Source organism: Anoxybacillus sp. PDR2 (assembly GCF_009834045.1).
GTDB lineage: Bacteria > Bacillota > Bacilli > Bacillales > Anoxybacillaceae > Anoxybacteroides > Anoxybacteroides rupiense.
The window spans coordinates 2,919,371-2,944,670 of sequence record NZ_CP047158.1; the positions used below are offsets into that span (position 1 = coordinate 2,919,371).

At 43.7% G+C, this 25,300-nt stretch carries 20 protein-coding genes, 1 tRNA gene and 1 other annotated feature; of the genes, 1 reads left to right on the forward strand and 20 read right to left on the reverse strand.

Features of this window, described 5'->3' with window-relative positions; translation table 11 throughout:
* Positions 1-7: 7 nt before the first annotated feature.
* Both GRQ40_RS14075 and hemA read right to left on the reverse strand, forming a co-directional pair.
* A complete protein-coding gene (locus tag GRQ40_RS14075; protein ID WP_044742941.1) occupies positions 8-841 on the reverse strand; it encodes a cytochrome C assembly family protein in 834 nt (277 codons plus the stop codon).
* A 16-nt stretch (positions 842-857) separates the two neighbouring features.
* Positions 858-2,198 carry a glutamyl-tRNA reductase gene (gene hemA / locus GRQ40_RS14080; protein ID WP_159720223.1) on the reverse strand — a complete coding sequence of 447 codons (1,341 nt, stop codon included), beginning with the start codon at positions 2,196-2,198 and terminating at the stop codon, positions 858-860.
* Between the two features lie 679 nt (positions 2,199-2,877).
* Between hemA and GRQ40_RS14085 the strand changes: the two genes are divergently transcribed.
* Positions 2,878-3,363, forward strand: a complete 486-nt coding sequence (locus GRQ40_RS14085; RefSeq protein WP_080862116.1) for a LiaI-LiaF-like domain-containing protein — start codon at positions 2,878-2,880, stop codon at positions 3,361-3,363.
* Positions 3,364-3,497: 134 nt separating this feature from the next.
* Here the strand turns inward: GRQ40_RS14085 and yihA are convergent, their stop codons facing one another.
* From yihA to rph, 18 genes are all read right to left on the reverse strand, one after another.
* Positions 3,498-4,079, reverse strand: coding sequence for a ribosome biogenesis GTP-binding protein YihA/YsxC (gene yihA, locus GRQ40_RS14090; protein WP_066146260.1), 582 nt, complete (start codon positions 4,077-4,079; stop codon positions 3,498-3,500).
* Entirely contained in the window at positions 4,076-6,400 is a 2,325-nt protein-coding gene (lon, locus tag GRQ40_RS14095; protein ID WP_066146263.1) for an endopeptidase La, read from the reverse strand. Before lon ends, yihA begins: the two co-directional genes overlap by 4 nt.
* Before the next feature lie 626 nt (positions 6,401-7,026).
* Positions 7,027-8,688, reverse strand: a complete 1,662-nt coding sequence (gene lonB / locus GRQ40_RS14100) for an ATP-dependent protease LonB (protein ID WP_159720224.1) — start codon at positions 8,686-8,688, stop codon at positions 7,027-7,029.
* Between the two features lie 397 nt (positions 8,689-9,085).
* Positions 9,086-10,351: an ATP-dependent protease ATP-binding subunit ClpX gene (gene clpX / locus GRQ40_RS14105; protein WP_044742948.1), complete on the reverse strand. Its 1,266-nt coding sequence runs from the start codon at positions 10,349-10,351 to the stop codon at positions 9,086-9,088.
* 267 nt (positions 10,352-10,618) lie between these two features.
* Positions 10,619-11,905 (reverse strand): trigger factor, encoded by a 1,287-nt coding sequence (tig, locus tag GRQ40_RS14110; RefSeq protein ID WP_066146266.1) that lies wholly within the window; start codon positions 11,903-11,905, stop codon positions 10,619-10,621.
* A 137-nt stretch (positions 11,906-12,042) separates the two neighbouring features.
* The gene (locus GRQ40_RS14115) at positions 12,043-13,014 is read right to left on the reverse strand and encodes a tetratricopeptide repeat protein (RefSeq protein WP_044742950.1); all 972 of its coding nucleotides are present in this window, start codon (positions 13,012-13,014) and stop codon (positions 12,043-12,045) included.
* An 85-nt stretch (positions 13,015-13,099) separates the two neighbouring features.
* Positions 13,100-13,693 (reverse strand): 3-isopropylmalate dehydratase small subunit, encoded by a 594-nt coding sequence (leuD, locus tag GRQ40_RS14120; protein ID WP_159720225.1) that lies wholly within the window; start codon positions 13,691-13,693, stop codon positions 13,100-13,102.
* 9 nt (positions 13,694-13,702) lie between these two features.
* Entirely contained in the window at positions 13,703-15,127 is a 1,425-nt protein-coding gene (gene leuC, locus GRQ40_RS14125) for a 3-isopropylmalate dehydratase large subunit (RefSeq protein WP_159720226.1), read from the reverse strand.
* 167 nt (positions 15,128-15,294) lie between these two features.
* A complete protein-coding gene (gene leuB / locus GRQ40_RS14130; RefSeq protein WP_159720227.1) occupies positions 15,295-16,410 on the reverse strand; it encodes a 3-isopropylmalate dehydrogenase in 1,116 nt (371 codons plus the stop codon).
* A 24-nt stretch (positions 16,411-16,434) separates the two neighbouring features.
* Entirely contained in the window at positions 16,435-17,985 is a 1,551-nt protein-coding gene (locus GRQ40_RS14135) for a 2-isopropylmalate synthase (protein WP_066146280.1), read from the reverse strand.
* Positions 17,972-18,997: a ketol-acid reductoisomerase gene (gene ilvC / locus GRQ40_RS14140; protein ID WP_066146282.1), complete on the reverse strand. Its 1,026-nt coding sequence runs from the start codon at positions 18,995-18,997 to the stop codon at positions 17,972-17,974. The genes GRQ40_RS14135 and ilvC overlap by 14 nt, the downstream gene beginning before the upstream one ends.
* A 19-nt stretch (positions 18,998-19,016) precedes the next feature.
* A complete protein-coding gene (gene ilvN / locus GRQ40_RS14145; RefSeq protein WP_066146285.1) occupies positions 19,017-19,535 on the reverse strand; it encodes an acetolactate synthase small subunit in 519 nt (172 codons plus the stop codon).
* A complete protein-coding gene (gene ilvB, locus GRQ40_RS14150) occupies positions 19,514-21,247 on the reverse strand; it encodes an acetolactate synthase large subunit (RefSeq protein ID WP_159720228.1) in 1,734 nt (577 codons plus the stop codon). The genes ilvN and ilvB overlap by 22 nt, the downstream gene beginning before the upstream one ends.
* A gap of 78 nt (positions 21,248-21,325) precedes the next feature.
* Positions 21,326-21,591 (reverse strand) — a binding site (T-box leader).
* Between the two features lie 29 nt (positions 21,592-21,620).
* Positions 21,621-22,520, reverse strand: a complete 900-nt coding sequence (gene ilvE, locus GRQ40_RS14155; RefSeq protein ID WP_044742958.1) for a branched-chain-amino-acid transaminase — start codon at positions 22,518-22,520, stop codon at positions 21,621-21,623.
* Positions 22,521-23,057: 537 nt separating this feature from the next.
* A tRNA-Arg gene (locus tag GRQ40_RS14160) sits at positions 23,058-23,131 on the reverse strand.
* A gap of 228 nt (positions 23,132-23,359) precedes the next feature.
* Positions 23,360-23,869 (reverse strand): metallophosphoesterase family protein, encoded by a 510-nt coding sequence (locus GRQ40_RS14165; RefSeq protein ID WP_044742959.1) that lies wholly within the window; start codon positions 23,867-23,869, stop codon positions 23,360-23,362.
* 4 nt (positions 23,870-23,873) lie between these two features.
* Positions 23,874-24,476, reverse strand: coding sequence for an XTP/dITP diphosphatase (locus GRQ40_RS14170; protein WP_066146567.1), 603 nt, complete (start codon positions 24,474-24,476; stop codon positions 23,874-23,876).
* A complete protein-coding gene (rph, locus tag GRQ40_RS14175) occupies positions 24,476-25,240 on the reverse strand; it encodes a ribonuclease PH (protein ID WP_066146291.1) in 765 nt (254 codons plus the stop codon). The genes GRQ40_RS14170 and rph overlap by 1 nt, the downstream gene beginning before the upstream one ends.
* Positions 25,241-25,300: the final 60 nt, after the last annotated feature.

A 25,300-nucleotide genomic window follows, 5' to 3' on the forward strand; every position in this document is an offset into this window, starting at 1 on the left:
TCCTCCATTATGAATACCAAAGATGGAACTTCGATAAGCTACCAAATAAGAAAAAGTTGATCAGTAAAAAGAAAAATGATCCGATATTCCACAATGCGATCGTTTTGCCGCGAATTCCTTGAACAATTCTCTTGTAAAAATAAAAGCTGTACACTGCAAGCACCAAAAACGAACCAAGCACTTTTGCATCATACCAGTGAAAATGTTCAATTTTAATATAAGCCCAAATGAGCCCTAAAATAAGTCCAAGAAGCAACATGGGCAATCCGATTAAATTTAAAATATGGGACATTTCCTCCAATTTGGTTAAGTCCGTCATTCTCAACAAGCGTTTCCCCCATTTTTTCTGCTTTAATAAATGATACTGAATCATGTATAAAACAGAAAAAACAAACGATAGAGAAAACGCCACATAAGCGAGAATGGCCATCGTAATATGAATAATCAGCAATTCAGAAATAAGCTTTTCCGCCGTCGCTTCCGATTGATAATGAGCAGGCGCAAACGTATGCAGCGCCAACATAAAAAAGGCGAGTACGTTTGTAAAAAACACGATAAAATCCACACGCAGCAAACGGTTGATAACAAGCGACAGCGTGATCAACACCCACGCATAAAAATAAAGGCCTTCCGACATCGTCAAAATCGGAAAACGCTTCGTTTCGACGATGCGCAGCAAGAAAAAGGCGGTTTGAAAAACCCAGACAATAGAAAGTAACCAGAAGGCCGTGCGGTTTGCCTTCCGGTTATGATGCAAAAAATCTATAAAATATAAAGACACAGATAATGCGTACAAAAGTACGGACATTTCGTACAACCTTGTCACATTCATCTCTAGCATTCGCAAAATTCCTCTCTTATGGCTGTAGAGATGGTACAACCGAGCGTTCAGCATCTACGCGAGGATCGCGAGATGGTTTGGGCACTTGCAAGGCATCTTCAATATTAAAAATTTTCGCAAACAGCTGAAGCGCCTCTTCTGCGTTCGGTTCAGCCGCTAATTCCTTGGCACGCAAAATCGGGTCGCGCAACAATTGATTGATAATGCTTTTCGTATGCTTATTTAACACTTTCCGGTCACGCTCCGACAAATGCGGCAGCTTCCGTTCGATGCTTTGCATCGTTTCCTCTTGAATGGCCAATGCTTTTTCGCGAAGCGCGGCAATCACCGGCACAACGCCCAATGTATGGAGCCAATGCTGAAATTCCACCAATTCAGCTTCAATCATCATTTCAATTTGTTCTGCTGCTTTTTTGCGTTCCGCCAAATTCGCTTGAACAATTCCCTCTAAATCATCAATATCGTACAAGAAGACGCTGTCAAGCTCCGAAAGCGCCGGATCCAAGTCGCGCGGCACAGCGATATCCACCATAAAAAGCGGACGGCCTTTCCGCATTCTTTCTACATGCGTCATCACTTCCTTCGTAATGACATAACCTTTTGCGCCTGTGGAGCTGATTAAAATGTCGGCATCAATCAAGGCGCACTGCAGCTCAGAAAGCGGCTTCGCATTCCCTGAAAATTTCTCAGCTAAATGCTTGGCCTTTTCAAATGTGCGGTTAATAACCGTCACTTGCTGCACGCCGCTTCCATAAAGATTTTGCAGAGCCAGTTCCCCCATTTTTCCGGCTCCAATAATCAGAACGCGCCTAGTCGATAAATCTCCAAAAATCTTTTTCGCTAATTCTACGGCCGCATAGCTTACAGACACGGCATTTGAACCGATTTCTGTCTCAGAATGGGCACGTTTGGCGAGCGTAATGGCTTGCTTAAATAGCTGTTTAAAAATCGTGCCAATCGTGTGTTCCTCTTGAGCAAGCAAAAAGCTAGCACGCACTTGTCCCAGTATTTGCGTCTCGCCTAAAATCATCGAATCTAAGCCGCAGGCGACACGAAATAGATGCTCGATCGCCGCTTCATGCTCCAAAATCGTCAAATATGGCGTCAATATTTCTTTTTCAAGCTGAAACCAGTTTGCTAAAAACGTTTTTATATAATAGCGCCCAGTATGCACTTGGTCGACAACAGCATAAATTTCTGTGCGATTGCACGTCGAAATGATGACGTTTTCTAAAATGCCCTTTTGCTGCTGCAAAAGCTTCATCGCTTCGACCAATTCCGATTCGCTAAATGCAAGCTTTTCACGAATTTCTACAGGGGCCGTTTTATAATTTATGCCAACGACAAGAATATGCACTTTTCCTATACCCCCTCAACGAAAGTACATGACATCTCCATATATTATAGCATGTCTATGGACAGGATACCGAAAAAAAATTTGAACACAATTTGAAAGTCTATGATAAACTTTTATACAGAATCACACCAGATGTTTGACTGATCCGAGATCATGTTTCTCCCATATGTACCTTAACAAAAAAAGCGGCATTCATCAAGCTACGTTTATTGTATAAGTGCCGCTAGCAAATAAAATAGCGGCTTCGCAACCCAAAGCGTACGCGCGCCGAAAAACAGCATAAGCGCCAGTAAGGGGCTCATTGCACCGGTCGGACGACCGAACAGTATCGTTTCTAAACAAATTCATTGATCTAGGAGCGGATATTGTTTAGCTCTTGTTCACCGCCTACCGTCGAGGAAATGGGGCTCTGCTTTGGGATGAACGATATGTTCCAGATTTTAAGACTATACAACTTCAGGATGGAACGAACGCGATCTATAAAAGGTCACAGGCTTGCTTTTTTATCACGCATCTTTGTGACGAAGGTGGGAGCCATGCCGCTTTCAGCTTCCATTCATCCTTCTGTGAAGCGGCGTAGCTCAACCACCCGACTGTAGAAAACGGCCTAAACTCCCTATCACTGCAGATGTGAACATCATCAAGTTGCATCATCATATATAGAAATGAGGAGAGACGGATGAAAAAACACGGAATTTTTTCCGGGATTGTGCTGGTTGGCTTAGGAATCTATTTTTTAGGAGGACAGTTGCAGCTTGCGTTTTTAAAAGTGTTTCAAGGCTGGCCGGCTTTGCTTGTTATTTTTGGAATGGCTTTGCTTGGACAAGCATATTATGCCCGTGAATATCAGCACATCTTTCCCGGTACGGTGCTATTAGGCTTTGGTCTTCATTTTCTTCTTTCTCAGCTGTTGCCAATCTGGCCGAAGCATATCGGCGTCTTGTTTTTGATTATTTCACTGGCTTTTTTCCTCAGTGCTCGAAAAACGAAAACCGGATTTGTCCAAAGCTTGCTTTTTTTTATTTTAGCTTGTTTTATGCTGTTTTCTGATCGGTTTAGCGATTTTTTTCTCCTTTTTCAAACAAGCATTTCTTCGATTTGGAGATTTTGGCCGTTGTTGCTGATTCTTTTTGGTTTATACATATTATTTGTTAAAAAGAAATAATTCATGCGGTACCTGGCATAAGAAGCTGTCTTCGCCCTGATTCGAACCGAAAAAACCGGAAGAATGGATGATGCTTAAAAAAAAAGGTAGACGAAGTAAAAGGATTTCGTCTACCTTCTTGTATTTGGACTTCATTACATTCTGCGCAATAAAGCGGACCACGCTTCTTCTTTTCCTTGCCCGGTTTCTGCTGAGAAAAGAATCACTTCATCCTCTTTCGCCATTTTTAATGTTTCCCGAACGACTTTTTGGTGCTTCGGCCATTTTCCTTTTGGCACTTTATCGGCCTTCGTCGCAACCACAATGGTTGGGAGCTGATGATATTTTAAAAATTCGTACATCATCACATCATCCTTCGTTGGTGGATGACGCAAATCGATCACTAATATCACGGCTTTGAGCTGCTCTCTTGTTGTAAAGTACGTTTCCATCATTTTTCCCCAAGCTTGCCTTTCCTGCTTTGAGACTTTAGCAAATCCATAGCCTGGAACATCGACAAAATAAAACGCTTCATTAATAAGATAGAAATTCAGCGTCTGCGTCTTTCCGGGTTTCGAAGAAGTACGCGCCAAATTTTTACGGTTAATCATTTTATTGATAAAGGACGATTTTCCAACATTCGAACGCCCTGCCAATGCAAACTCTGGAAGCATGCCAGCCGGATATTGCTCCGGCTTGACTGCGCTTATCGTAATTTCAGCTGCTGTTACCTTCATAGCTTATCCCCTACTAATGCATGTTGTAATACTTCGTCTAAGTGAGAGACAAGGATAAATTCCAAATCTTTTTTCACGATATTTGGAATATCCTCTAAGTCTTTTTCATTCTCTTTTGGCAAAATAATGGTTTTCAATCCCGCGCGGTGGGCGCTTAATGTTTTCTCTTTTAATCCGCCGATCGGCAACACACGGCCACGCAAAGTAATTTCACCCGTCATCCCGACAAAACGGCTGACGGGCCGTCCTGTCAAAGCAGAAATCAAAGCCGTGGCAATGGTAATTCCCGCTGAAGGCCCGTCTTTTGGAATCGCTCCTTCGGGAACATGAATATGAATATCATTTTTCTCATGAAAATCCGGACTGACTCCAAGCTCTTCAGCACGAGAACGGATATAGCTGAAGGCGGCCTGCGCCGATTCTTTCATGACGTCGCCCAGTTTTCCTGTCAGCACTAATTTTCCTTTTCCAGGAGTGACGGAAACTTCAATGGATAACGTATCTCCGCCAAATGGCGTATAGGCAAGCCCTGTTGCTACTCCAATTTGATCTTGCAGCTCCGCCTGGCCGTAACGATACTTCCGCTTTCCTAAAAACTCTTCAAGGTTCTTTTCCGTCAATACTACTCGTTTCTTTTCTTCAGATACAATGAAGCGGGCCGCTTTTCGGCAAATGGCGGCCAGCTGACGTTCTAGCTCGCGCACGCCGGCTTCGCGCGTATAATAGCGAATGATGTGTAAAATGGCTTCATCGCGCATTTGCAAGCTCGCTTTTTTCAAGCCATGTTCCTTCAGTTGCTTTGGAAGCAAATGCTGCCGCGCGATATGAAGCTTCTCAACCTCTGTATAACCAGGTATCGTAATAATTTCCATACGATCCAATAGCGGCTGCGGAATGGTAGCAAGATTGTTAGCTGTTGCAATAAACATGACTTTTGATAAATCATACGGCTCTTCAATATAGTGGTCGCTGAATGTATGGTTTTGTTCTGGGTCAAGGACCTCCAGAAGCGCTGCTGATGGATCGCCGCGGAAGTCACTCGACATTTTATCAATTTCATCAAGCAGAAAAACGGGATTAATGGTGCCCGCTTTTTTCATTCCTTGAATAATTCGTCCCGGCATCGCTCCCACGTATGTGCGGCGATGTCCGCGAATTTCCGATTCATCGCGCACTCCTCCTAACGAGATGCGAACAAAATGACGGTTCAGCGATTTAGCGATAGAACGAGCAAGCGATGTTTTTCCGACTCCCGGCGGACCAGCTAAACAAAGAATCGGACCTTTTAGTGATTGGGTCAATTGCTGTACAGATAAATATTCGAGCACCCGTTCTTTCACCTTGTCCAACCCGTAATGCTCTTCATGCAGAATCGCTTCCGCTCGCTTAATGTTATGAATATCCTCCGTTTGTTTTTTCCACGGAAGGGCAAGGAGCCAATCAAGATAGTTGCGGATTACCGAGCTTTCCGCTGAAGTAGACGGGACCTTCTCATAACGGTCCAGCTCTTTTAAGGCTGTTTCCTTTACATGATCCGGCATTCCAGCCGCTTCGATTTTTTCTTTAAGTGTTTCAACCTCTCCTGTTTTTCCTTCCTTTTCGCCAAGCTCTTTTTGAATGGCCTTCATTTGCTCGCGCAAATAGTATTCCTTTTGGGTCCGTTCCATCGACTGCTTCACACGCATACTAATTTTTTTCTCCAGCTGCAGCACTTCTTTTTCGTTGTGAAGCACTTGAATAATTTTATGAACTCGTTCCTTAATATCTACTGTTTCTAAGATTTCTTGTTTTCCTTCAAGCTTCAGCGGCAAATGTGAAGCAATAATATCAGCCATCCGTCCTGGTTCATCAATGTCAGCTACAGAAGCAAAAATATCAGCAGAGAGTTTTTTCGATAAATTTATGTATTGCTCAAAATATTCAAGCATGGTCCGTTTAAGAGCTTCGTCTTCTAAATCTTTCACTTCGGGATCAACAAATTTTTCGGCCTTGACGATAAAGCAAGGCTCTTCATGAACCGTTGCTATGATTTTCGCCCGGCAAATCCCTTCCACTAATACTCTGAACGTTCCGTTCGGAAGCTTTAACAGCTGCTTCACACGCGCCAGCGTTCCCATCTCATATAGCTCGTCCACACTCGGTTCATCAATCGAAACATCCTTTTGTGATGTAAGCAAAACGATATGATCCTCGACCATTGCCTTTTCCAACGCTTGAACCGACTTTTCTCGGCCGACATCAAGATGCAACACCATCGTCGGGAATACGAGCAATCCCCGCAATGGAAGGAGGGGAACGATGGTCTCTTTCTTTTTCGCCACGGCAAACACCTCCACACTTCACTTTCTATTCGTCTATTGTATAGCACCATCATATGTTTGTAAAATCAGAAGTACATGGATTCATCTATAAAATTCATGCTCCCTATTTCTCCTATCTACAAGCGCACCCCAAAGATGGAACAACTTGATTTTATGGAGAAAGGAAAACAAATTCTTCCGACCGTCGCAGATAAACCGCACAAGCGTGTAACCAAGCTTCGAGCCATACCTCTTTCAGACTAAACGATTCATTGTTTTAAGCGTCCGATCGGTGCATAATCCAGAGCTACATGTGCAAGGCTCCGCTTTCCCTATAATAGACTAACGCTATTCTTTCTCGATATAGAACCGGGTGGATCTTGCGCTTGTTTATTTAAGCAACGTAACGATAGAACTCTCATTGGATGCGCCAACATTCCTCCGTATATGACGGTCCGACCGCCGAAAGCAGCAAATTTTGCGTTTGAACGAGCATCGATTCTTGTTGGGAGACCATTCGCTCATGGATCGAATGCCGAATCATGAACCGTGATAAGATCGATCAGATTTTCGCGGCGAATTTCTTTCAACAAAGAAAAGCCGACTTTGACGCAGCGAACATACAGCGCGCCAAAGCCGTCATTTCACTACACGAACTTCGTCTCAGATTGATCGGCAGCAGCTGGAATCGAGCCATCTCTTTCCTGTCCGAATAGAACAGAGAGGACGTTTTCTAAACGGCGGACAGGGATGATTTCAATACCGTTGATTTCATTGAGCATGGATTGCATGTTTTCAAATGGAATGATCACTTTTTTCGCTCCCGCTTGTTTGGCCGCCTTTACTTTCGGAAAAATTCCCCCCACGGGCTTAACATGGCCATGAATGCTAATTTCTCCCGTCATGGCGATCGTCGGGTCTACCGGCAGACGATAAATGGCGGAATAAATGCCTACTGCCATTGCAATTCCTGCGGATGGACCATCAACCGGAATACCGCCTGGGAAATTTACGTGGATATCATAGCGATCGGCTGGGACCCCCATCGCCCTTAATGCCGTAATCACGTTTTCAATCGAGCCGCGTGCCATACTTTTTCGACGAATCGATTTTTCTCCGCTGCCGATGCTTTCTTCTTCCACAATCCCTGTAATATTGAGTGTTCCCTTTTCTTTTGTCGGCAGGGCGGTCACTTCAATCTCCAACAACGCCCCGGTATTCGGCCCGTACACAGCTAGACCATTGACGAAGCCGATCGTTGAGGTTTCGTGAATTTTCTTTTCATACCTTGGCGAAAGCTGGCTCGAATGAATGACCCATTCGATATCTTTATCGAGAATCGTATCGCGTTTTTCAGAAATAGCAATCCCTGCGGCAATTTGCATTAAATTAACCGCTTCGCGACCATTTCGCGCATGCGTTGCCAAAAGGCGGATGCCGTTTTCTGAAACATTCAAGTGAATCTTCTCCGCCGCCTTCCGAGCAATGAGCGCCACTTCCTCTTGATCAAGCTCACGGAAAAATACTTCAAGGCAACGAGAACGAATGGCCGGAGGAATTTCATTTGGCGTCCTCGTCGTTGCCCCGACAAGACGAAAATCGGCAGGAAGACCATTTTGGAAAATGTCGTGAATATGAGTCGGGATTTGCGGATTTTCTTCACTATAATAGGCGCTTTCGAAAAACACTTTTCGATCCTCAAGCACTTTAAGCAGTTTATTCATCTGAATAGGATGCAGCTCACCAATTTCATCAATAAAAAGAATTCCTCCATGCGCGTGTGTAACAGCGCCCTGCTTTGGCTGCGGAATGCCAGCTTGTCCCATCGCCCCCGCCCCTTGATAAATCGGATCGTGGACAGAGCCGATAAGCGGATCGGCAATGCCTCGTTCATCAAATCGAGCGGTGGTCGCATCTAGTTCCACAAATACCGCATTTTTTTTAAACGGCGAAATCGGATTTTTTTTCGCTTCTTCTAATACAAGGCGAGCAGCCGCTGTTTTTCCAACTCCCGGAGGCCCGTAAATGATGACATGCTGGGGATTGGGCCCGCACAATGCCGCTTTCAATGCCTTAATGCCATCCTCTTGTCCGACAATATCGCTGAAATGCTTTGGTCTCACCTTTTCGGCAAGCGGTTCTGTTAAAGAAATTGAACGGAGCTTTCGAAGCTGCTCCATTTCTTTTCGCGATTCTTTATCAATCGAAACCTTCTGGGTACGTTGATTTTTGAGCAAATTCCAAAAGTAGAGACCGATAATGACCCCAAAAAATAGTTGCACAAATAAAGCGATGTTTGTCCAGTTCATTAGCTTAAATCCTCCTGCTCCAATAAGTATGTAGTACGTATAGTATCTCCTCCTGGAAGCAGGAATAAACAAAAAAGAAGCTGCCTTCTCTCAAGACAGCTTCAGACTGTTCACAAACGCTTCGATCCTGCGTCACCGTCCGCTCATCCGCGCTGATGAACACCTTGGTTCAATCTGCGTTTTCGCTCGGCTCGATTCATCTGCCACAAGCATTTTCGACTGCCTGAGGCAAGAAAACGCGAAATAAACGGTTGCATGAACCTCTCCTCTCTTCCACTTCGCTTAGAGAGGGGGGGACTTCTCGGTGGATGGTATTCAAGCGCTTGTAGCCAAAGTCCTTTTGACTTTGGCTACAAGCTTGGAAGCTGTTTTCTCTCAAGAACCGCTTCATATGCCGTTAAGCAGACGTTTTGCGCTCCTGCTCCACAACCGTACCGTCGTGACGGATTAATTTCGGCGCTTTCGCATCACGCACGGTCTCTGCTGTAATCACACATTTTTGCACATCTTCGCGGGAAGGAAGCTCAAACATCACATCAAGCATGATTCCTTCAATGATGGAGCGAAGACCACGAGCACCCGTTTTTCGCTCGATCGCTTTTTTCGCAATCTCAGAAAGTGCTTCTTTTTCAAATTCAAGTTCCACATTATCAAGTTCAAGCATTTTTTGGTATTGCTTGACAATCGCATTTTTCGGCTTCGTCAAGATTTCGATTAACGCCGCCTCATCAAGCGGTTCTAAGCTTGTAATAACAGGCAAGCGTCCCACAAACTCCGGAATTAATCCAAATTTCAGCAAGTCCTCCGGCAATACTTTTGATAGCAAATTCTTTTCATCTACATCGTTTTGCTGCGTTTCTGCGCCAAATCCGATTACTTTTTTGCCAAGACGACGTTTAATAATCGGCTCAATTCCGTCAAACGCACCGCCGCAAATGAATAAAATGTTCGTTGTATCAATTTGAATAAACTCTTGATGCGGATGCTTCCGGCCGCCTTGTGGCGGAACACTGGCAATCGTGCCTTCTAAAATTTTTAAAAGCGCTTGCTGCACTCCTTCTCCGGATACATCACGCGTAATGGATGGATTCTCCGATTTGCGGGCAATTTTGTCAATTTCATCAATGTAAATGATTCCTTTTTCCGCCTTTTCCACATCATAGTCAGCAGCTTGAATCAATTTTAGAAGAATGTTTTCGACATCTTCACCGACATAACCGGCCTCTGTTAACGAGGTGGCATCAGCAATAGCAAACGGCACATTTAAGATGCGCGCTAACGTCTGAGCAAGCAATGTTTTCCCGCTTCCAGTCGGACCAATCATCAAAATATTGCTTTTTGATAGCTCAACATCGTCGACCTTGCTGTTGGAGTTGATCCGTTTATAATGATTATAAACAGCAACTGCCAGCGATTTTTTCGCTCGATCCTGGCCGATGACGTACTCGTCTAAAATCTCTTGAATTTCTTTTGGCTTCGGAACATCTTTAAATTCAAATTCCTCTTCATTGCCAAGCTCTTCCTCGACAATTTCAGTGCAAAGCTCAATACACTCATCACATATGTATACTCCAGGACCTGCTACTAGCTTGCGGACTTGATCCTGTGTCTTTCCGCAGAAAGAACATTTCAATTGCCCTTTCTCGTCATTAAATTTAAACATGCTTTCACCCCTTGCTCTAGAATTCACATCGCTGGTATGTACTACATTTGTTTAACTTTCCACAATTTATTCTGTATTATCAGCTTATGTATTCGTCATTTTATCATAAATCATTATACAAACGCTAATAAAAAATCATTACATATTTGAAAAATTAGAAAATTCTCAACTATGATATATCGTATTCATTTATGAAAGAACAAGGCACGAACTGCATCGCGCCTTGTTCTTATGAATGCGCAGAGAGCAATAGGCTTCTTCACTTTTTTATTGAGCAGCTGTGCTATGTTCCACAAGCAAATCGACCACTTTGCGGAATTTCACATCTTCCTTGACAACTTCAAGATTTCCTAGCAGCTCTTTAATTTTGTCAACCGTCAAATTATAAGCTTCAGCCATTTTTTCAAGCTCTGCATTTACTTCTTCTTCCGTTGCTTCAATGTTTTCAGCTTTCGCAATCGCTTCTAACGTTAAAGAAATGCGTACGCGCTTTTCTGCGTCCTCTTTCATTTGTTCGCGAAGCGCTGCTTCATCTTGTCCAGAGAATTGATAGTAAAGGTTGAGATTTAATCCTTGCATTTGCAGGCGTTGATCAAATTCGCGTAACATGCGATCTGTTTCTGTTTTAATCATCGCTTCAGGGATGTCGATTTCTGCATTTTCTGCTGCCTTTTCGACCACTGCGTCACGAAGCGCTGCTTCTGCTTCGTTCTTTTTTGTTTCCTCTAATCTGTTGCGTGTTTTCTCTTTCAATTGCTCTAGCGTTTCTACTTCCTCATCGACATCTTTAGCAAATTCATCATCTAACGCTGGCAATTGCTTCGTTTTCACTTCATGCACCTTGATTTTGAAGACTGCTGGTTTTCCAGCCAGTTCTTCGGCATGATACTCTTCAGGGAACGTCACTTCGATTTCTTTTTCCGCTCCTGCTTCCAATCCGATTAACTGGTCTTCAAAACCAGGAATGAATGTGCCAGAACCGATGACAAGTGAATAGTTTTCAGCCTTTCCACCTTCAAACGGCTCTCCATTTACAAATCCTTCAAAATCAATGACCACTGTATCGCCGTCTTCTACTTTTCCTTCTTCTTTTACCACAAGCTCAGCATAGTTTTCTTGAAGACGTTTTAATTCATTTTCAACATCTTCCTCTGTCACTGTATCATCTTGCTTTTCTACTTGAAGCCCTTTATATTCTCCTAACTTCACTTCCGGCTTTACTGTTACTTTTGCTTTAAAAATTAAGCTTTTTCCTTTTTCAATTTGTTCAACATCAATATGCGGATAGTCAACAGGCTCAATTCCTGTTTCTTCTACTGCGTTCGCATAAGCCTCAGGTAATAAAATATCAAGAGCATCTTGATATAACGCTTCAACACCAAAACGCTTCTCAAATAGAGAACGCGGAACTTTGCCTTTGCGGAATCCTGGAATGCTCACATTTTTCACTACTTTTTTAAATGCAGCATCTAATCCTTCGTTTACTTTTTCTGCATCTACTTCAATAGTAAGAACGCCTTCGTTCCCCTCTAATTTTTCCCATTTTGCTACCATACTTTTCCCTCCAACACAAAATCATCTAAGTCAGCACCATCAAATAAGCATGTATGTAAGCAACAGATGTAAAGATATACGTAATACAACCATTATATTATAACATACAATCATAAGGTTTCAATATAAACGATAGATTAAATGAAAGAAATTTCTTCTATTTCATAAAGTTTTTCACATAGTTGTGTCACTTCTTGTTCACAAACATGATAACGTTCTGCGATTTCGGTTATTGTCATTTCGATTCCTTGAAGCCGACAGGCTGACAAATGCAAAGCCGCAATCCACGTCTCCTCAGAAACCGGCAAAGGGGCAAAAGGATACAGCGTGTAAATATAGCGCATCCAAACATGCGAAGCCGTCTCATATAAGCTCGGACTATCGCTTCCTAATGTTCGTTCTAGCTTTTGCAATATATCGGTTGCAAATTGTGTTTCTATCGCCTCGTTTAGCTGTTCGGGAATGATCGTCATGATTTTTCCGAATTTATGAATGACTAGTTCCTCGCTCACCTTTTTGGCCGTAAGCAAGCGCAGCAACATCGTTTTGGCCATCGGATGATTGTCTTCATTTGCTAAATATTGCTTTAACATCGGGAGCAACGGAACGATATGTTCGTTTTCTAGCCGTTGGATCGCTTTGAGCTGATCTTCGATACGCTTGGATTGAAGCAGCTGCTCAATCTCTTCATTAGAACTGGCGGAAAAAGATGATCTCATTTTTCGGCTAAAGCGCAATAATTGAAGCAGCTGCTCTCGTTCATGTGGATGGAGCTTTTTATCTTGCAGAGCTGTCTCAAGCATTTCATCAGCCTCTGCATATTGCTCTAAATGAATTAAAATGGATAAATAAAGCTGAAGAAGCTCTATATCCGTCACCTCTTGCTTCTTCCAAAGCAAATGCTGGCATCTTTGCTTGGCTTCCTCCCATTCTCCCATTTCAAACAGGCAGAGAATGATGCTCAGCTCTACTTCAGACTCCTTCGTTCCTAATTTTTGAGCCTCAGTAAGAAAATAAAGCGCATCCTGATATTTTTCTTCTTTCAATGCTTCTAGACCCTTCTCTAGCAGCCTTTTTCTTAAATTTGGAAATGGAATAATATTCCCCATCTTCACTCACCGTTTTTTAATTTGGTTATCAGTATACCAATATTCCACAAAAAAGCCAACTCTGTAACAGAGTCGGCTTCTCTACTCATTCAAATGACCAGCGTTTTTTTTCATATTCTTCGATATACGATTCATACATAAACGTCAAATCAATTTCATCCCATCCCTTTAATAATAGCTGCTTTCGATATGAATCAATTTCAAACGTACGGTTAAATCCGCTTTCGTCATATATGCGTTGTTCCTCTAAGGAAATGGTTAATTCATAATCGGCGCGCTTGCTTTTATGCAAAAGATATTCGACGTCATGTTTGGCAAGACGAATCGGCAGCAATCCATTTTTCAGGCAGTTATTATAAAAAATATCGGCAAACGAAGGAGCCACCACCGCTTGAAATCCATAATCCTGTAACGCCCATGGAGCATGCTCGCGGGAGGAGCCGCAGCCGAAGTTTTCATTTGCCACAAGAATGGTGGCTCCTTCGTTTTCAGGCCGGTTTAATTCAAAATGAGGATTGAGAATCTGGCCATCGAGATAGCGCCAATCATAAAATAAAAATTTCCCAAACCCTGTTCTTTCAATTCGTTTTAAAAATTGTTTTGGAATAATTTGATCGGTATCAATGTTCGCGCGATCTATTCCGACAACCTTTCCTTTATGGACAGTAAATGGCTGCATGCTTTTCTTTCATCTCCTTTCCCCAATCGATTCAGCTTGCAGCTTTCTAATATCGACAAATCGGCCGTAAATCGCCGCTGCTGCTGCCATTTTTGGGCTGACTAAATGAGTCCTTGCTCCTTTTCCTTGCCGTCCTTCAAAATTTCGATTGGATGTTGAAGCACAATGCTCTCCTTCCGGAACAATGTCCGGATTCATCCCTAAGCACATGCTGCAGCCAGAATCGCGCCATTCAAATCCAGCCTCGATAAAAATTTGCGCTAATCCCTCTTCTTCCGCTCTCCGCTTCACTTCTTGTGAACCGGGAACCACAAGCGCTCTGACGCCTGGTGCTACTCTCTTTCCTTTGACAATTTCCGCCGCTGCCCGCAAATCGCTTATTCGTGAATTCGTACAGGAGCCAATAAATACGTGCTGGATTTTCATTTCACTGATTGGCGTTCCCGGCTCCAATCCCATATATTGCAAGGCAAGCTGAACCGCTTTTTGCTCTGTTTCATCTGCAAAATCCTCTGGGTACGGAACCTTTCCATCGATCGGTGCGCTCATGCCCGGTGTCGTTCCCCATGTTACCATGGGGGCAATCGAAGCAGCGTCTATTTCTAACGTGCGATCATAGGTTGCTCCCTCATCCGTCGCAAGCATTTGCCATTGCTCAACAGCTTTTTCAAAATCCTCTCCTTTTGGAGCATATTTTCGGCCCCGCAAATACTCAAAGGTCGTGTCATCTGGACTAATTAATCCCGCTCTTGCCCCTGCTTCGATGGACATATTACAAATGGTCATTCTTTCTTCCATCGACATCTGGCGAATGACATCTCCTGTGAATTCAATAATATACCCTGTTCCTACGTCGACCCCATATTGATGAATAATCGCTAAAATCACATCTTTGGCTGTCACCCCATCAGACAAACGACCGTTAATGCGTATTTCAAGCGTTTTCGGCCGTTGCTGCCATAGGGTTTGTGTCGCGAGAACATGCTCTACTTCACTTGTTCCAATTCCAAATGCAAGCGCTCCAAATGCCCCGTGTGTCGACGTATGGCTATCGCCGCATACAATCGTTTTTCCCGGCTGGGTCAACCCTAGCTCCGGACCGATGACATGAACGATTCCTTGCTCAGAACTATGCAAATCAGCCAGTGGAATCGAAAATTCACGGCAATTTTTTTCCAAGGCAGCAATTTGATTTCTCGCAATCTCATCTTCAATGACAAAGCGGTTAACAGTGGGAACGTTATGATCCATCGTCGCAAAAGTCAAATCAGGGCGGCGTACTTTTCTCCCTTTCTGTCTCAATCCTTCAAATGCTTGGGGTGAGGTAACCTCATGCACTAAATGTAAATCAATATATAATAAATCCGGCTTCCCCGCTTCCCGATAAACCACATGATGTTCCCATACTTTTTCAATAATTGTTTTTCGTTTCATACGATCCCCCTCTCTAAGGAATAAAACTGTTCTTAGCCAACTCCGTTTATCGCTATCTATGAAAATGCTGAACGCCTGACGGACAAAAAGATATGTCCGTTGGCGTTCTTGTTGATCCCCTATTCTCTTTCGATTCTATCGGACCCATTCATCTTTAGCGCCGTTCATTAGGCATATACCGCCATAATATTAAAAATGGCTTCATCATCTAAAATGGTCGCTCGAATTTCATCCACCATGTCTTTGGTAGAAACGACATGCTGTCCTTTCTTCGCTACATCTACTGTTCGATAGCCTGACGTTAATACTTGCTGAACCGCCTTTTCGATAGCGTCAGCTTCTTTGTTGAGACCAAATGATAAACGAAGCATCATCGCCGCCGATAAAATGGTAGCAATCGGATTCGCTTTGTTTTGTCCAGCAAGATCAGGCGCTGACCCGTGAATCGGTTCATATAAGCTAGGGCCTGTTGTTGATAAGCTCGCGGATGGGAGCATCCCTAACGATCCGGTTAGCATGGAAGCTTCATCGCTTAAAATGTCACCAAACATATTTTCCGTCACTAATACATCAAATTGTTTTGGATTTCGAATCAACTGCATCGCCGCATTGTCAACGAGCATGTGCTCTAACTCTACATCAGGATAATCGCAAGCGACCTCTTCGGCAATCTCACGCCACATTCTGCTTGATTCAAGCACATTTGCTTTATCGACAGATGTGACTTTTTTTCTTCTTTTTCTTGCTAATTCAAACGCTGTTTTTAAAATTCGTTTAACCTCTTCTCGCTTATAAAGAAGGGTATCAATGGCTGCCTCTTCTCCATTCTCTACACGTCGGCCGCTTGGCTTGCCAAAATATAGACCACCTGTTAGCTCTCTTACAATAAGCAAATCCGCTTCGCGAATGATATGCGCTTTTAACGGGGATGAGTCGGCTAAGCTTGGATACACCTTTACCGGGCGCAAATTAGCAAATAAGTTCATTTCTTTGCGAATGGCCAGCAACCCTTTTTCCGGGCGCAAATGTGGAGGGTTTTTATCCCACTTTGGACCGCCAACCGCCCCAAGAAGAACGGCATCGCTTTGACGGCACATATGAAGCGTTTCGTCTGGAAGCGGCGTGCCTTTCCGATCAATCGCTTCTCCACCGATAAGTCCGTATTTAAAGATGAATTGATGGTGAAACCGAGAAGCGATTGCCTGTAATACTTCTACAGCTCCTGACGTGACTTCTTTTCCCACTCCGTCTCCTGGCAATACAGCAATCCGATATGTTCCCATAGTGAACCCCTCCATATTATTTGATTAATTTTTAATGACTACTTTTTGATTTTCTTCCCTCATTTTTTCAATCATAAACACCCTGTTCACCGCGTTAATATAAGCTTTCGCGGATGCTTCGAGCACGTCTTGCGCAGTCCCGCGCCCGCTTGTTTCCATTTCGTTGACGCGCACTTTTACGAATACCTGAGCAAGAGCATCTCTTCCGCCGCTGACGGATTCAATCCGATAATCCAACAACTTAACCTCTGTTTTGAAGCAACGCTCTAATGTGTTGTACAACGATTCTACACTTCCGGCTCCTGTTGCTGCCTCTTGAATTTCATTGCCTTGCCCATCCATCAATACGACGACAGCTGTCGGAATTTGATTTGTTCCATATTGGACTTGAATGGAGGACAACTGATAAAACTCTTTAAAAAGATCAAATTTTTCTTCAAAGATTAAAGCAACTAAATCATCATCGGTAATATCTTTTTTCTTGTCGGCCAACTCTTTAAAACGGACAAACAGCTTATTAATTTCCGCTTCTGACAGCGTGTAGCCGAGCTCCACGACACGATTACGCAGCGCATGGCGGCCCGAATGCTTTCCTAACACCATCGAGTTCGATTGAACCCCAACAAGCTCTGGAGAAATAATTTCATACGTCGTCTTTTCTTTTAGCACCCCATCTTGGTGAATGCCAGATTCATGCGCAAAAGCATTTTTTCCGACAATCGCTTTATTCGCTGGAAGCGTCATTCCTGTCAGTTTGCTCACTAAATTGCTTGTTCGCTTAATTTCTTGAAGATTGAGGCCGGTTTCTGCCTTGTAATAATCTTTGCGGATATAAAGGGCAACCGCGATTTCCTCTAATGCCGCATTCCCCGCCCGTTCACCGATGCCATTAATGGTTCCTTCGATCTGCGTGGCGCCGTGCTCAATCGCAGCAAGTGAGTTCGCTACAGCCATCCCTAAATCATCGTGGCAATGAGCTGACAACGATATTTTTTCAATATTCGGAACATTTTTTCTTAAAAAATCGAAGATCTCCCCATATTCTTTTGGCGTGATGTATCCTACCGTATCAGGAATGTTGATCACACTCGCTCCCGCTTCAATGACTTTGGCCACAATTTCCGCTAGGAAAGGAAGCTCGCTTCGACAAGCATCTTCTGCAGACCATTGCACAATCGGAAAGTAACGTTTAGCATACTTGACAGAGGAAACCGCTGCTTCAATGACTTGTTCCGGCGTCATTCTCAGTTTATGAGCCATATGAATCGGTGAAGTGGCAATAAACAAGTGCAAACGCGGCTCTGCCCCTCCTTTTAATGCCTCCCATGCTGTGTCAATATCGCTCTGGACCGAGCGAGAAAGCCCGGTCACAGAACTATGTTTAATCGTTTCCGCAATTTGTTTAACCGATTGAAAATCCCCTTTGGAGGCGGCAGGAAAACCTGCTTCAATAATATCCACCTTAAGCCTTTCCAATTGTCGAGCGATTTCTAGCTTTTCCTGTAAATTTAAATTTACGCCGGCTGACTGCTCCCCATCACGCAAGGTTGTGTCAAAAATATTAATTTTTCGCACTGGTGACCACCACTTCTTTCTGTTTCGCTTTCACAAACGGCATCATGCTTCTCAACTCGCGCCCGACTGTTTCGATTAGATGCTCATTTTCCCTTCTATTGATCGCATTGAATTCTGGGCGATTCGCTTGATTTTCCAAAATCCAGCCTTTAGCAAATTTCCCTGTTTGAATATCTTCAAGCACCTTTTTCATTTCGGCTTTCACTGAATCATTAATGATGCGCGGCCCAGAAATAAAATCTCCCCATTGCGCGGTGTCGGAAATGGAGTGGCGCATCCATGCAAGTCCTCCCTCATACATAAGGTCAACGATCAGCTTCATCTCGTGAAGACATTCAAAGTAGGCCACTTCTGGCTGATATCCTGCTTCGACAAGCGTTTCAAATCCAGCCTTCACAAGCGATGTCAATCCGCCGCATAATACCGCTTGTTCGCCGAACAGATCTGTTTCCGTCTCTTCTTTGAAAGTCGTCTCCAACACTCCTGCTCGTGCCGCTCCGATCGCTTTCGCATAGGCGAGCGCTGTTTCCTTCGCTTCCCCTGTGACATCCTGATACACAGCAATCAACGCTGGCACTCCAGCTCCTTCTGTATATGTGCGGCGCACTAAATGTCCAGGACCTTTTGGAGCCACTAAGAAAACATCCACATCCTGCGGCGGAACAATTTGATTGAAATGAATGTTAAACCCATGAGCAAATACGAGAGCATTGCCTGGCTGCAATTCTGGCTCAATTTCTTCTTTATATACAGACGGCTGTTTCTCATCTGGAAGCAAAATCATAATCGCATCGGCTTCTCGTGTTGCTTCCCGCACCGTGCGGACTTGAAAACCATCCTGCTCCGCTTGATTCCATGATCTTCCTGGACGAAGACCGACAACAACTTCTATCCCGCTGTCGCGAAGATTTTGTGCATGTGCATGCCCTTGAGAACCATATCCAATAATCGCTACTTTTTTCGATTGTAAATATTGTTCGTTTGCATCCCCATTATAGTAGACTTTTTCCATTTTAAATCCCTCTCCTTTTTCAAATGATAAATGCAGTTTTATAGGAAGCGGCTGCTTTTTGCGAGCCGCGTGTAAATGCGGTTGTACCAGTTCTGGCGACTTCTTTAATTCCGTAAGACTTTAATAAATCAATAAGCGCCTCTACTTTCTCTGGCTCCCCCGTTACTTGAATGACGAGGCTCTCCTTGCCCACATCGACAATCGCAGCGCGGAACGGCTCGATAAGGGTATAAATTTCCTGACGCGCGGCTGGATTGACCGCTACTTTAATAAGCGCCAGCTCTCTTGCTACGATCGCTTGATCCGTAATATCATGGACCTTCAACACATCGATTTGCTTGTTTAATTGTTTCGTAATTTGTTCCGCTGTACGTTCGTCCTCCACATTGACAACAAATGTCATGCGGGAGATTCCTTCTGTTTCTGTGTGTCCGACTGTAATGCTTTCGATATTGTAATGGCGTTTTGTAAATAAACCCGTAATCCGGTTGAGCACGCCTGGACGATTATGAACCGTCATTGTAATGATTCTTCGCACAATTTCACCCCCACCATTTCATGCAGGCCCTTTCCTGGCGCCACCATTGGATATACATTTTCATCAGCCGCTACGTGAATATCGAGCAATACTGGTTCGTGAAGGGAAAAAGCTTGCTGTAATACGCGGACAGCTTCCGCTTCTGTTTTCGCCCGCAATCCCTTTATATTGTAAGCCTCGGCCAGTTTGACAAAATCCGGCTGGTTCGGAATGAGCGAGTGCGAGTATCGCTTTTCGTAAAAGAGCTGCTGCCACTGCCGCACCATGCCGAGCGATTGATTGTTCACAATCACCACTTTAATCGGCAGCTTCAATTCTTGAATAACCGATAGCTCTTGCAACGTCATTTGAAATCCGCCATCGCCGACAATCGAAACAACAGTCGCTTGCCAATCGGCTAACTGTGCCCCAATCGCCGCCGGAAGCCCAAACCCCATCGTGCCGAGCCCTCCTGAAGTAACCCAACGGTTTGGCTGTTTGAACTTGTAATACTGCGCAGTCCACATTTGATGCTGCCCTACATCCGTGGTAACAATGGCTTCTCCATCTGTGAGCTCATAAATCATCTCAATTAACTTCTGCGGCTTCATCGTTCCAGGCTCATTTTTATAAACGAGCGGAAATCCTTTTTTCCATTCTGCTAACTGTGCAAGCCATTCATCTGTATCAGCCGACCTTCCTTCTTGAAGAATCAGCTCTTTTAGTGCCTCTTTCGCATCGCTCACAATCGGGATTTTCGTTGGCACATTTTTGCCGATTTCCGCTGGATCGATATCAATGTGCGCCACCGTTGCTTTCGGAGCAAAACAGTTTAAATTTCCAGTCACACGATCATCAAAACGGGCGCCAATATTGATTAATAAATCGCATTCGTATAAGGCCATATTCGCTGTATACGTTCCGTGCATCCCCGCCATGCCCAGAAAAAGTGGATGGTCTGCCGGAAAGCCTCCGAGTCCCAACAACGTATGGATGACAGGGATTTTTTGCTGCTCCGCATATTGCTGCAGCTCTTGAGATGCATTGGCATGCAATACGCCCGCTCCCGCTAAAATGACTGGGCGTTTGGCTTGGCTCACTGCTTCAACCAGCTTGCGAATTTGCAAATGGTTAGGATAAACGGTTGGCTGATATCCAGGAAGACGAACAGGTTGTTCATAATCAAATTCTCCTTCTTGGGTCGTCATATCCTTTGGAATATCAATCAGTACTGGTCCTGGCCGCCCTGTTGTCGCAATATGAAATGCTTCTTTAATAATCTTCGGAAGCTCCTGGACATGGCGAACTTGATAGCTGTGCTTCGTGATCGGCATGGTAATTCCAACGACATCCGCTTCTTGAAAGGCATCAGAACCGATGACTCCTGACGCTACTTGGCCAGTAAAAACAACCAACGGCAACGAATCCATCATCGCATCTGTTAAGCCTGTCACAATGTTTGTTGCTCCAGGACCGGACGTCGCAATGACAACCCCTGGTTTTCCAGAAATGCGGGCATAGCCTTCTGCTGCATGAATGGCTCCTTGTTCGTGGCGCGTTAAAACATGGAAAATGCCTGAATCATACAATTTGTCGTAAATCGGCAATACCGCTCCTCCTGGATACCCAAAGATCACTTCTACTTTCTCTGCTTTTAATGCCTCTATCAGCATGAATGCTCCGCTTATTCTCATTTTTTGCTTCCTTTTCTCCTCGACTTTCATGTTTGCCATGCTTCATCCTTCCTCCTCAATTTTTATAAAAGCAATGAAAAAGCCTCTTCACCCCATCATGACCTACTTGTTCTAGGTCAAAGGGGCGAAAAGGCTTTCTTTCCGCGGTACCACCCTTTTTCATGGTCAACTGACCACCTCATGAGCATCTGAAATGTTCAGACGCTCTTTTTAATAACGAGTGGAGCGCTTTTGATTCCACCCGTCCAACTCTACTAGCCAAAGCGTTCAAGCTGGCGCTCAGAGGTGAGTTCATCAAGCGGCAGCATCACCGGTTTTCAGCTCCCCCGGCTCTCTGTAGATGCTTTTTTCCGTTGACTACTTATCCTCTTCAACGCTTTCATGTCGTTTAATTGTCATGGTTCATTTACAATTAACCCGCATTCACATTTGTGTGATATACTTTGACACCTTCAGCTACTACCTTTTGTCTAAAGGCTTCAAGCAGCCTTTTCGTATGAACTCCCGGAACCCCTTCACCGATGGTCCGGCCATCCACTTTTACAACGGCAATCACTTCCGCCGCCGTTCCTGTTAAAAATACTTCATCAGCAGTATAAACATCATGGCGAGTGAACGGTTCTTCTTTAACGACATAGCCAAGCTCTCTAGCCATATCGATAATCGCCTCTCTTGTAATTCCTTCAAGAGCGCCTACATATCCCGGCGGTGTATACAAAACACCATTTTTCACAATAAACACATTATCCGCTGATCCTTCAGCTACATAGCCTTGATCGTTTAACATTAACGCTTCGCTGACATTGGCTAAATGAGCTTCAATTCGAACGAGAACGTTATTTAAATAGTTCAATGATTTTACTTTTGGACTTAGCACATCTGGGCGATTTCTTCTTGTCGCCACTGTCACCACTTCGATTCCCGTTTCATATAAATGTTTTGGAAAGATAGCCAACGGCTCCACGATAATGACGACTTGCGGATTTTGACATTTATACGGATCAAGACCTAAATCTCCGACCCCCCGCGAAACAACCACTCGAATATATGCATCTTGAAATTGGTTTTTTTGAACCGATTGAACAATTAAATCCGTTAGTTCTTCTTTTGTGTAAGGAATAGTTAATAAAATGGATTTGGCCGAGTTATACAAACGATCAATATGTTCTTGGAGGCGAAAGACGTTTCCGCTATAGACGCGTATTCCCTCAAACACGCCATCCCCGTACAGAAAACCATGGTCGTATACGGAAACCTTTGCATTTTCTTTCGTAACAAACTCGCCGTTTAAAAAAATCCATTGTTCACTCAATGTTTTTCCCCTCTTCCCTTGGTAAGTGCGCCATCTTGTAAGCGTCTTATTTTTTTATTCGATTAATTTATTTGAAAATTATAATAAGGGCAAAATAAGGAAGAGTCAATACTATTTTTTGAATATTTAGATTCGTTCGAATATTTGAATACGCTTACATTATGATTGTACCAAGCAATAGAAAGAAGGAAAATTTTTTTAAAATTCATGGCAAAAACGGGTTTTTAGTTCTTTTTTATGGAGTAAGAGGATAATATTCCAATTTTGTTATTGAAGTGCAGAAACAGTTTTCTGTCCATTCCTTAAGTCCTATTTTCACAGTCTTCGATCATGGGATACATACATGTGGATTTTCTAAAAAACAACGGTGGGAGAGGCTAGACACCTTCTACTTATGTTTCAGAGGCTTACTCATAAGCTATACTTACAGAGGAGGCTGAGCGTTTTATTATTTACAAGATTCCATAGCCACCATTCAAGCGTGATAGGCCGGCAAATTAAGAAAAAGCCCTTGCATATGCAAAGGCTTTTTCTTAGCGTCCCAGGAGAGACTCGAACTCCCGACCGACGGCTTAGAAGGCCGCTGCTCTATCCAACTGAGCTACTGGGACATCGTATATGAAATTAATAAGTCTACAATTTGCGTCTGCTTGGCTACCATAGCAGCGCCCGCATGTTCTCTGTTCGCCTCGTCTTTTCTTTCACCTTATTCAGCCCTAGAAAGCCAATCCACACAACAAACAAGGTGCCGATTTGGCGACTCTTAAAGCCATTTTTTATTATACGAAAGGGAGTGGATAAAGTCAATAATATAAAAAAGAGCGGGAATGGTTTCCCGCTCAAAGAATGAATGATTGAGCCAAGGAAGGCACTTCTTGACCGTTCACATCATAAAATTGAACGGTTGCTTGTCCATTCTTAATTTCAAGCAATGCATATGTTTTCTCCTTTCGCATCCTCGGCAAAAGAAGGCTTCCCGGATTAATAAACAAAAGATTGTTGACCATCTCCGCTCCAGCAATATGCGAATGGCCAAAGCAGACCACTTGAGCATTCGCTTCTTGAGCGCGGTAATAAAGATTCATCAGCGTCATTTTGACATTATATAGATGACCATGCGTAATAAAAAATCGCACGCCGTGAATTTCTTCGCTTCTTTCTTTTGGAAAGCCTTTGTCGAAATCACAATTGCCAGCAACCGAACGAAATTCTTGCAATTCGGCACAGTCGCTCGGCAATTCAGAATCCCCGCAATGAATGAACGCATCCACTTGGTTAGCGTGGCGCTGTTTGATCTCTGTTAGCTCTTTCGTCATTCCATGACTGTCACTGACAATGAGCACTCTCATTTTGTTACTCCCCGCTTATGATGGTATCCCATTTTTCATTTAATTTAGCCAGCGCATCAGCGCGGTGGCTTATTTTATTTTTTACTTCCTTTGGCAATTCGGCCATTGTTTTATTTTTTTCAGGAACATAAAAAATCGGATCATAGCCAAATCCGTTCTCACCTTTTGGCTCTTCTGCGATATAGCCTTCACATGTTCCTTCGACAATCGCCGTCGGCCTTCCAGGAATCGCAATCGCCAATGTGCAATGAAAACGCGCTGTTCTCTGTTCAAATGGAACTCCTTTTAATTCTTTTAATACTTTTGCTATATTCGCTTGATCATCTTTTTCTTCGCCGGCATAACGCGCCGAGTAAACACCAGGCCTGCCGTCGAGAGCATCAATGGACAGGCCCGAATCGTCAGCAATCACCATTTGCTGAAAGTACGCGGCCATTGCTTCAGCTTTTAATCGCGCGTTTTCTGCAAATGTATCTCCCGTTTCCTCGACATCTGGACAATTAGGAAAATCTAATAACGTTTTAACCTGCATTCCTTTTTCATTGAATAATGCTTCAAATTCTCTTGCTTTTCCAGTGTTTTTTGTTGCAATAATCACTTGTTTTATCATTTCTTCACACGTTCCTCTGCATCATATTGAATTTTTTCTGCTAGTGTTCCTAGCACGTTCTTCTGAATCTCAATTAATTGGCGAATTCCTAATTCCGCTGCTTCTAGCATCTCTTGGAGCTCGGCTCGAGAAAATGTCGCTTCCTCTCCCGTTCCTTGAATTTCTACGAAACGCCCGGAACCGGTCATCACGACGTTCATATCAACATTGGCCTGCGAATCCTCCGCATAGTTCAAGTCAAGAATGATACCATGCTGCGGATCAATCCCCACAGATGTCGCCGCAAGAAAATCACGCACAGGAAATTCAGCCACTTTATTTTCTTCAAGTAATTTCGCAAAAGCGAGCACCATCGCAACAAAGGCGCCTGTTATTGCGGCTGTTCTTGTTCCTCCATCGGCCTGGATCACGTCACAGTCAATCCAAATCGTTTTTTCCCCCATTTTGTCTAAATCGACAACCGAACGAAGCGCTCTGCCAATCAGACGTTGAATTTCCATTGTTCTGCCCGATAATTTTCCCTTGCTGGATTCTCGGATATTGCGCTGTTCAGTTGCTCGCGGCAGCATCGCATATTCCGCTGTAATCCATCCTTTTCCGCCGCCTCTCATAAACGGCGGAACCTTATCATCGATGCTGGCTGTACAAATCACCTTTGTATCGCCGACAGCAATTAACACAGAGCCCTCCGCATGTTTAATAAAGTTTGTTTCAATATGTACTGGTCGAAGTTGCAAGCTTTCTCTTCCATCGCCTCTCATGAAAAAAGCCCCCTTAAAAGTACCAAAAATAAAATAGTAAAGAGGTAGTATATGACCTAC

What these genes read in the sequence shown, in the direction of transcription:
- rph (WP_066146291.1), bottom strand. Translation starts at nt 25,240, where the DNA reads ATGAGAGGCGATGGAAGAGAAAGCTTGCAACTTCGACCAGTACATATT.
- GRQ40_RS14075 (WP_044742941.1), bottom strand. Translation starts at nt 841, where the DNA reads ATGCTAGAGATGAATGTGACAAGGTTGTACGAAATGTCCGTACTTTTG.
- GRQ40_RS14085 (WP_080862116.1), top strand. Translation starts at nt 2,878, where the DNA reads ATGAAAAAACACGGAATTTTTTCCGGGATTGTGCTGGTTGGCTTAGGA.
- leuB (WP_159720227.1), bottom strand. Translation starts at nt 16,410, where the DNA reads ATGGGAACATATCGGATTGCTGTATTGCCAGGAGACGGAGTGGGAAAA.
- lonB (WP_159720224.1), bottom strand. Translation starts at nt 8,688, where the DNA reads ATGAACTGGACAAACATCGCTTTATTTGTGCAACTATTTTTTGGGGTC.
- tig (WP_066146266.1), bottom strand. Translation starts at nt 11,905, where the DNA reads ATGGTAGCAAAATGGGAAAAATTAGAGGGGAACGAAGGCGTTCTTACT.
- yihA (WP_066146260.1), bottom strand. Translation starts at nt 4,079, where the DNA reads ATGAAGGTAACAGCAGCTGAAATTACGATAAGCGCAGTCAAGCCGGAG.
- clpX (WP_044742948.1), bottom strand. Translation starts at nt 10,351, where the DNA reads ATGTTTAAATTTAATGACGAGAAAGGGCAATTGAAATGTTCTTTCTGC.
- GRQ40_RS14115 (WP_044742950.1), bottom strand. Translation starts at nt 13,014, where the DNA reads ATGGGGAATATTATTCCATTTCCAAATTTAAGAAAAAGGCTGCTAGAG.
- GRQ40_RS14165 (WP_044742959.1), bottom strand. Translation starts at nt 23,869, where the DNA reads ATGAGAGTGCTCATTGTCAGTGACAGTCATGGAATGACGAAAGAGCTA.
- ilvB (WP_159720228.1), bottom strand. Translation starts at nt 21,247, where the DNA reads ATGGCAAACATGAAAGTCGAGGAGAAAAGGAAGCAAAAAATGAGAATA.
- leuC (WP_159720226.1), bottom strand. Translation starts at nt 15,127, where the DNA reads ATGAAACGAAAAACAATTATTGAAAAAGTATGGGAACATCATGTGGTT.
- leuD (WP_159720225.1), bottom strand. Translation starts at nt 13,693, where the DNA reads ATGCAGCCATTTACTGTCCATAAAGGAAAGGTTGTCGGAATAGATCGC.
- ilvC (WP_066146282.1), bottom strand. Translation starts at nt 18,997, where the DNA reads ATGGAAAAAGTCTACTATAATGGGGATGCAAACGAACAATATTTACAA.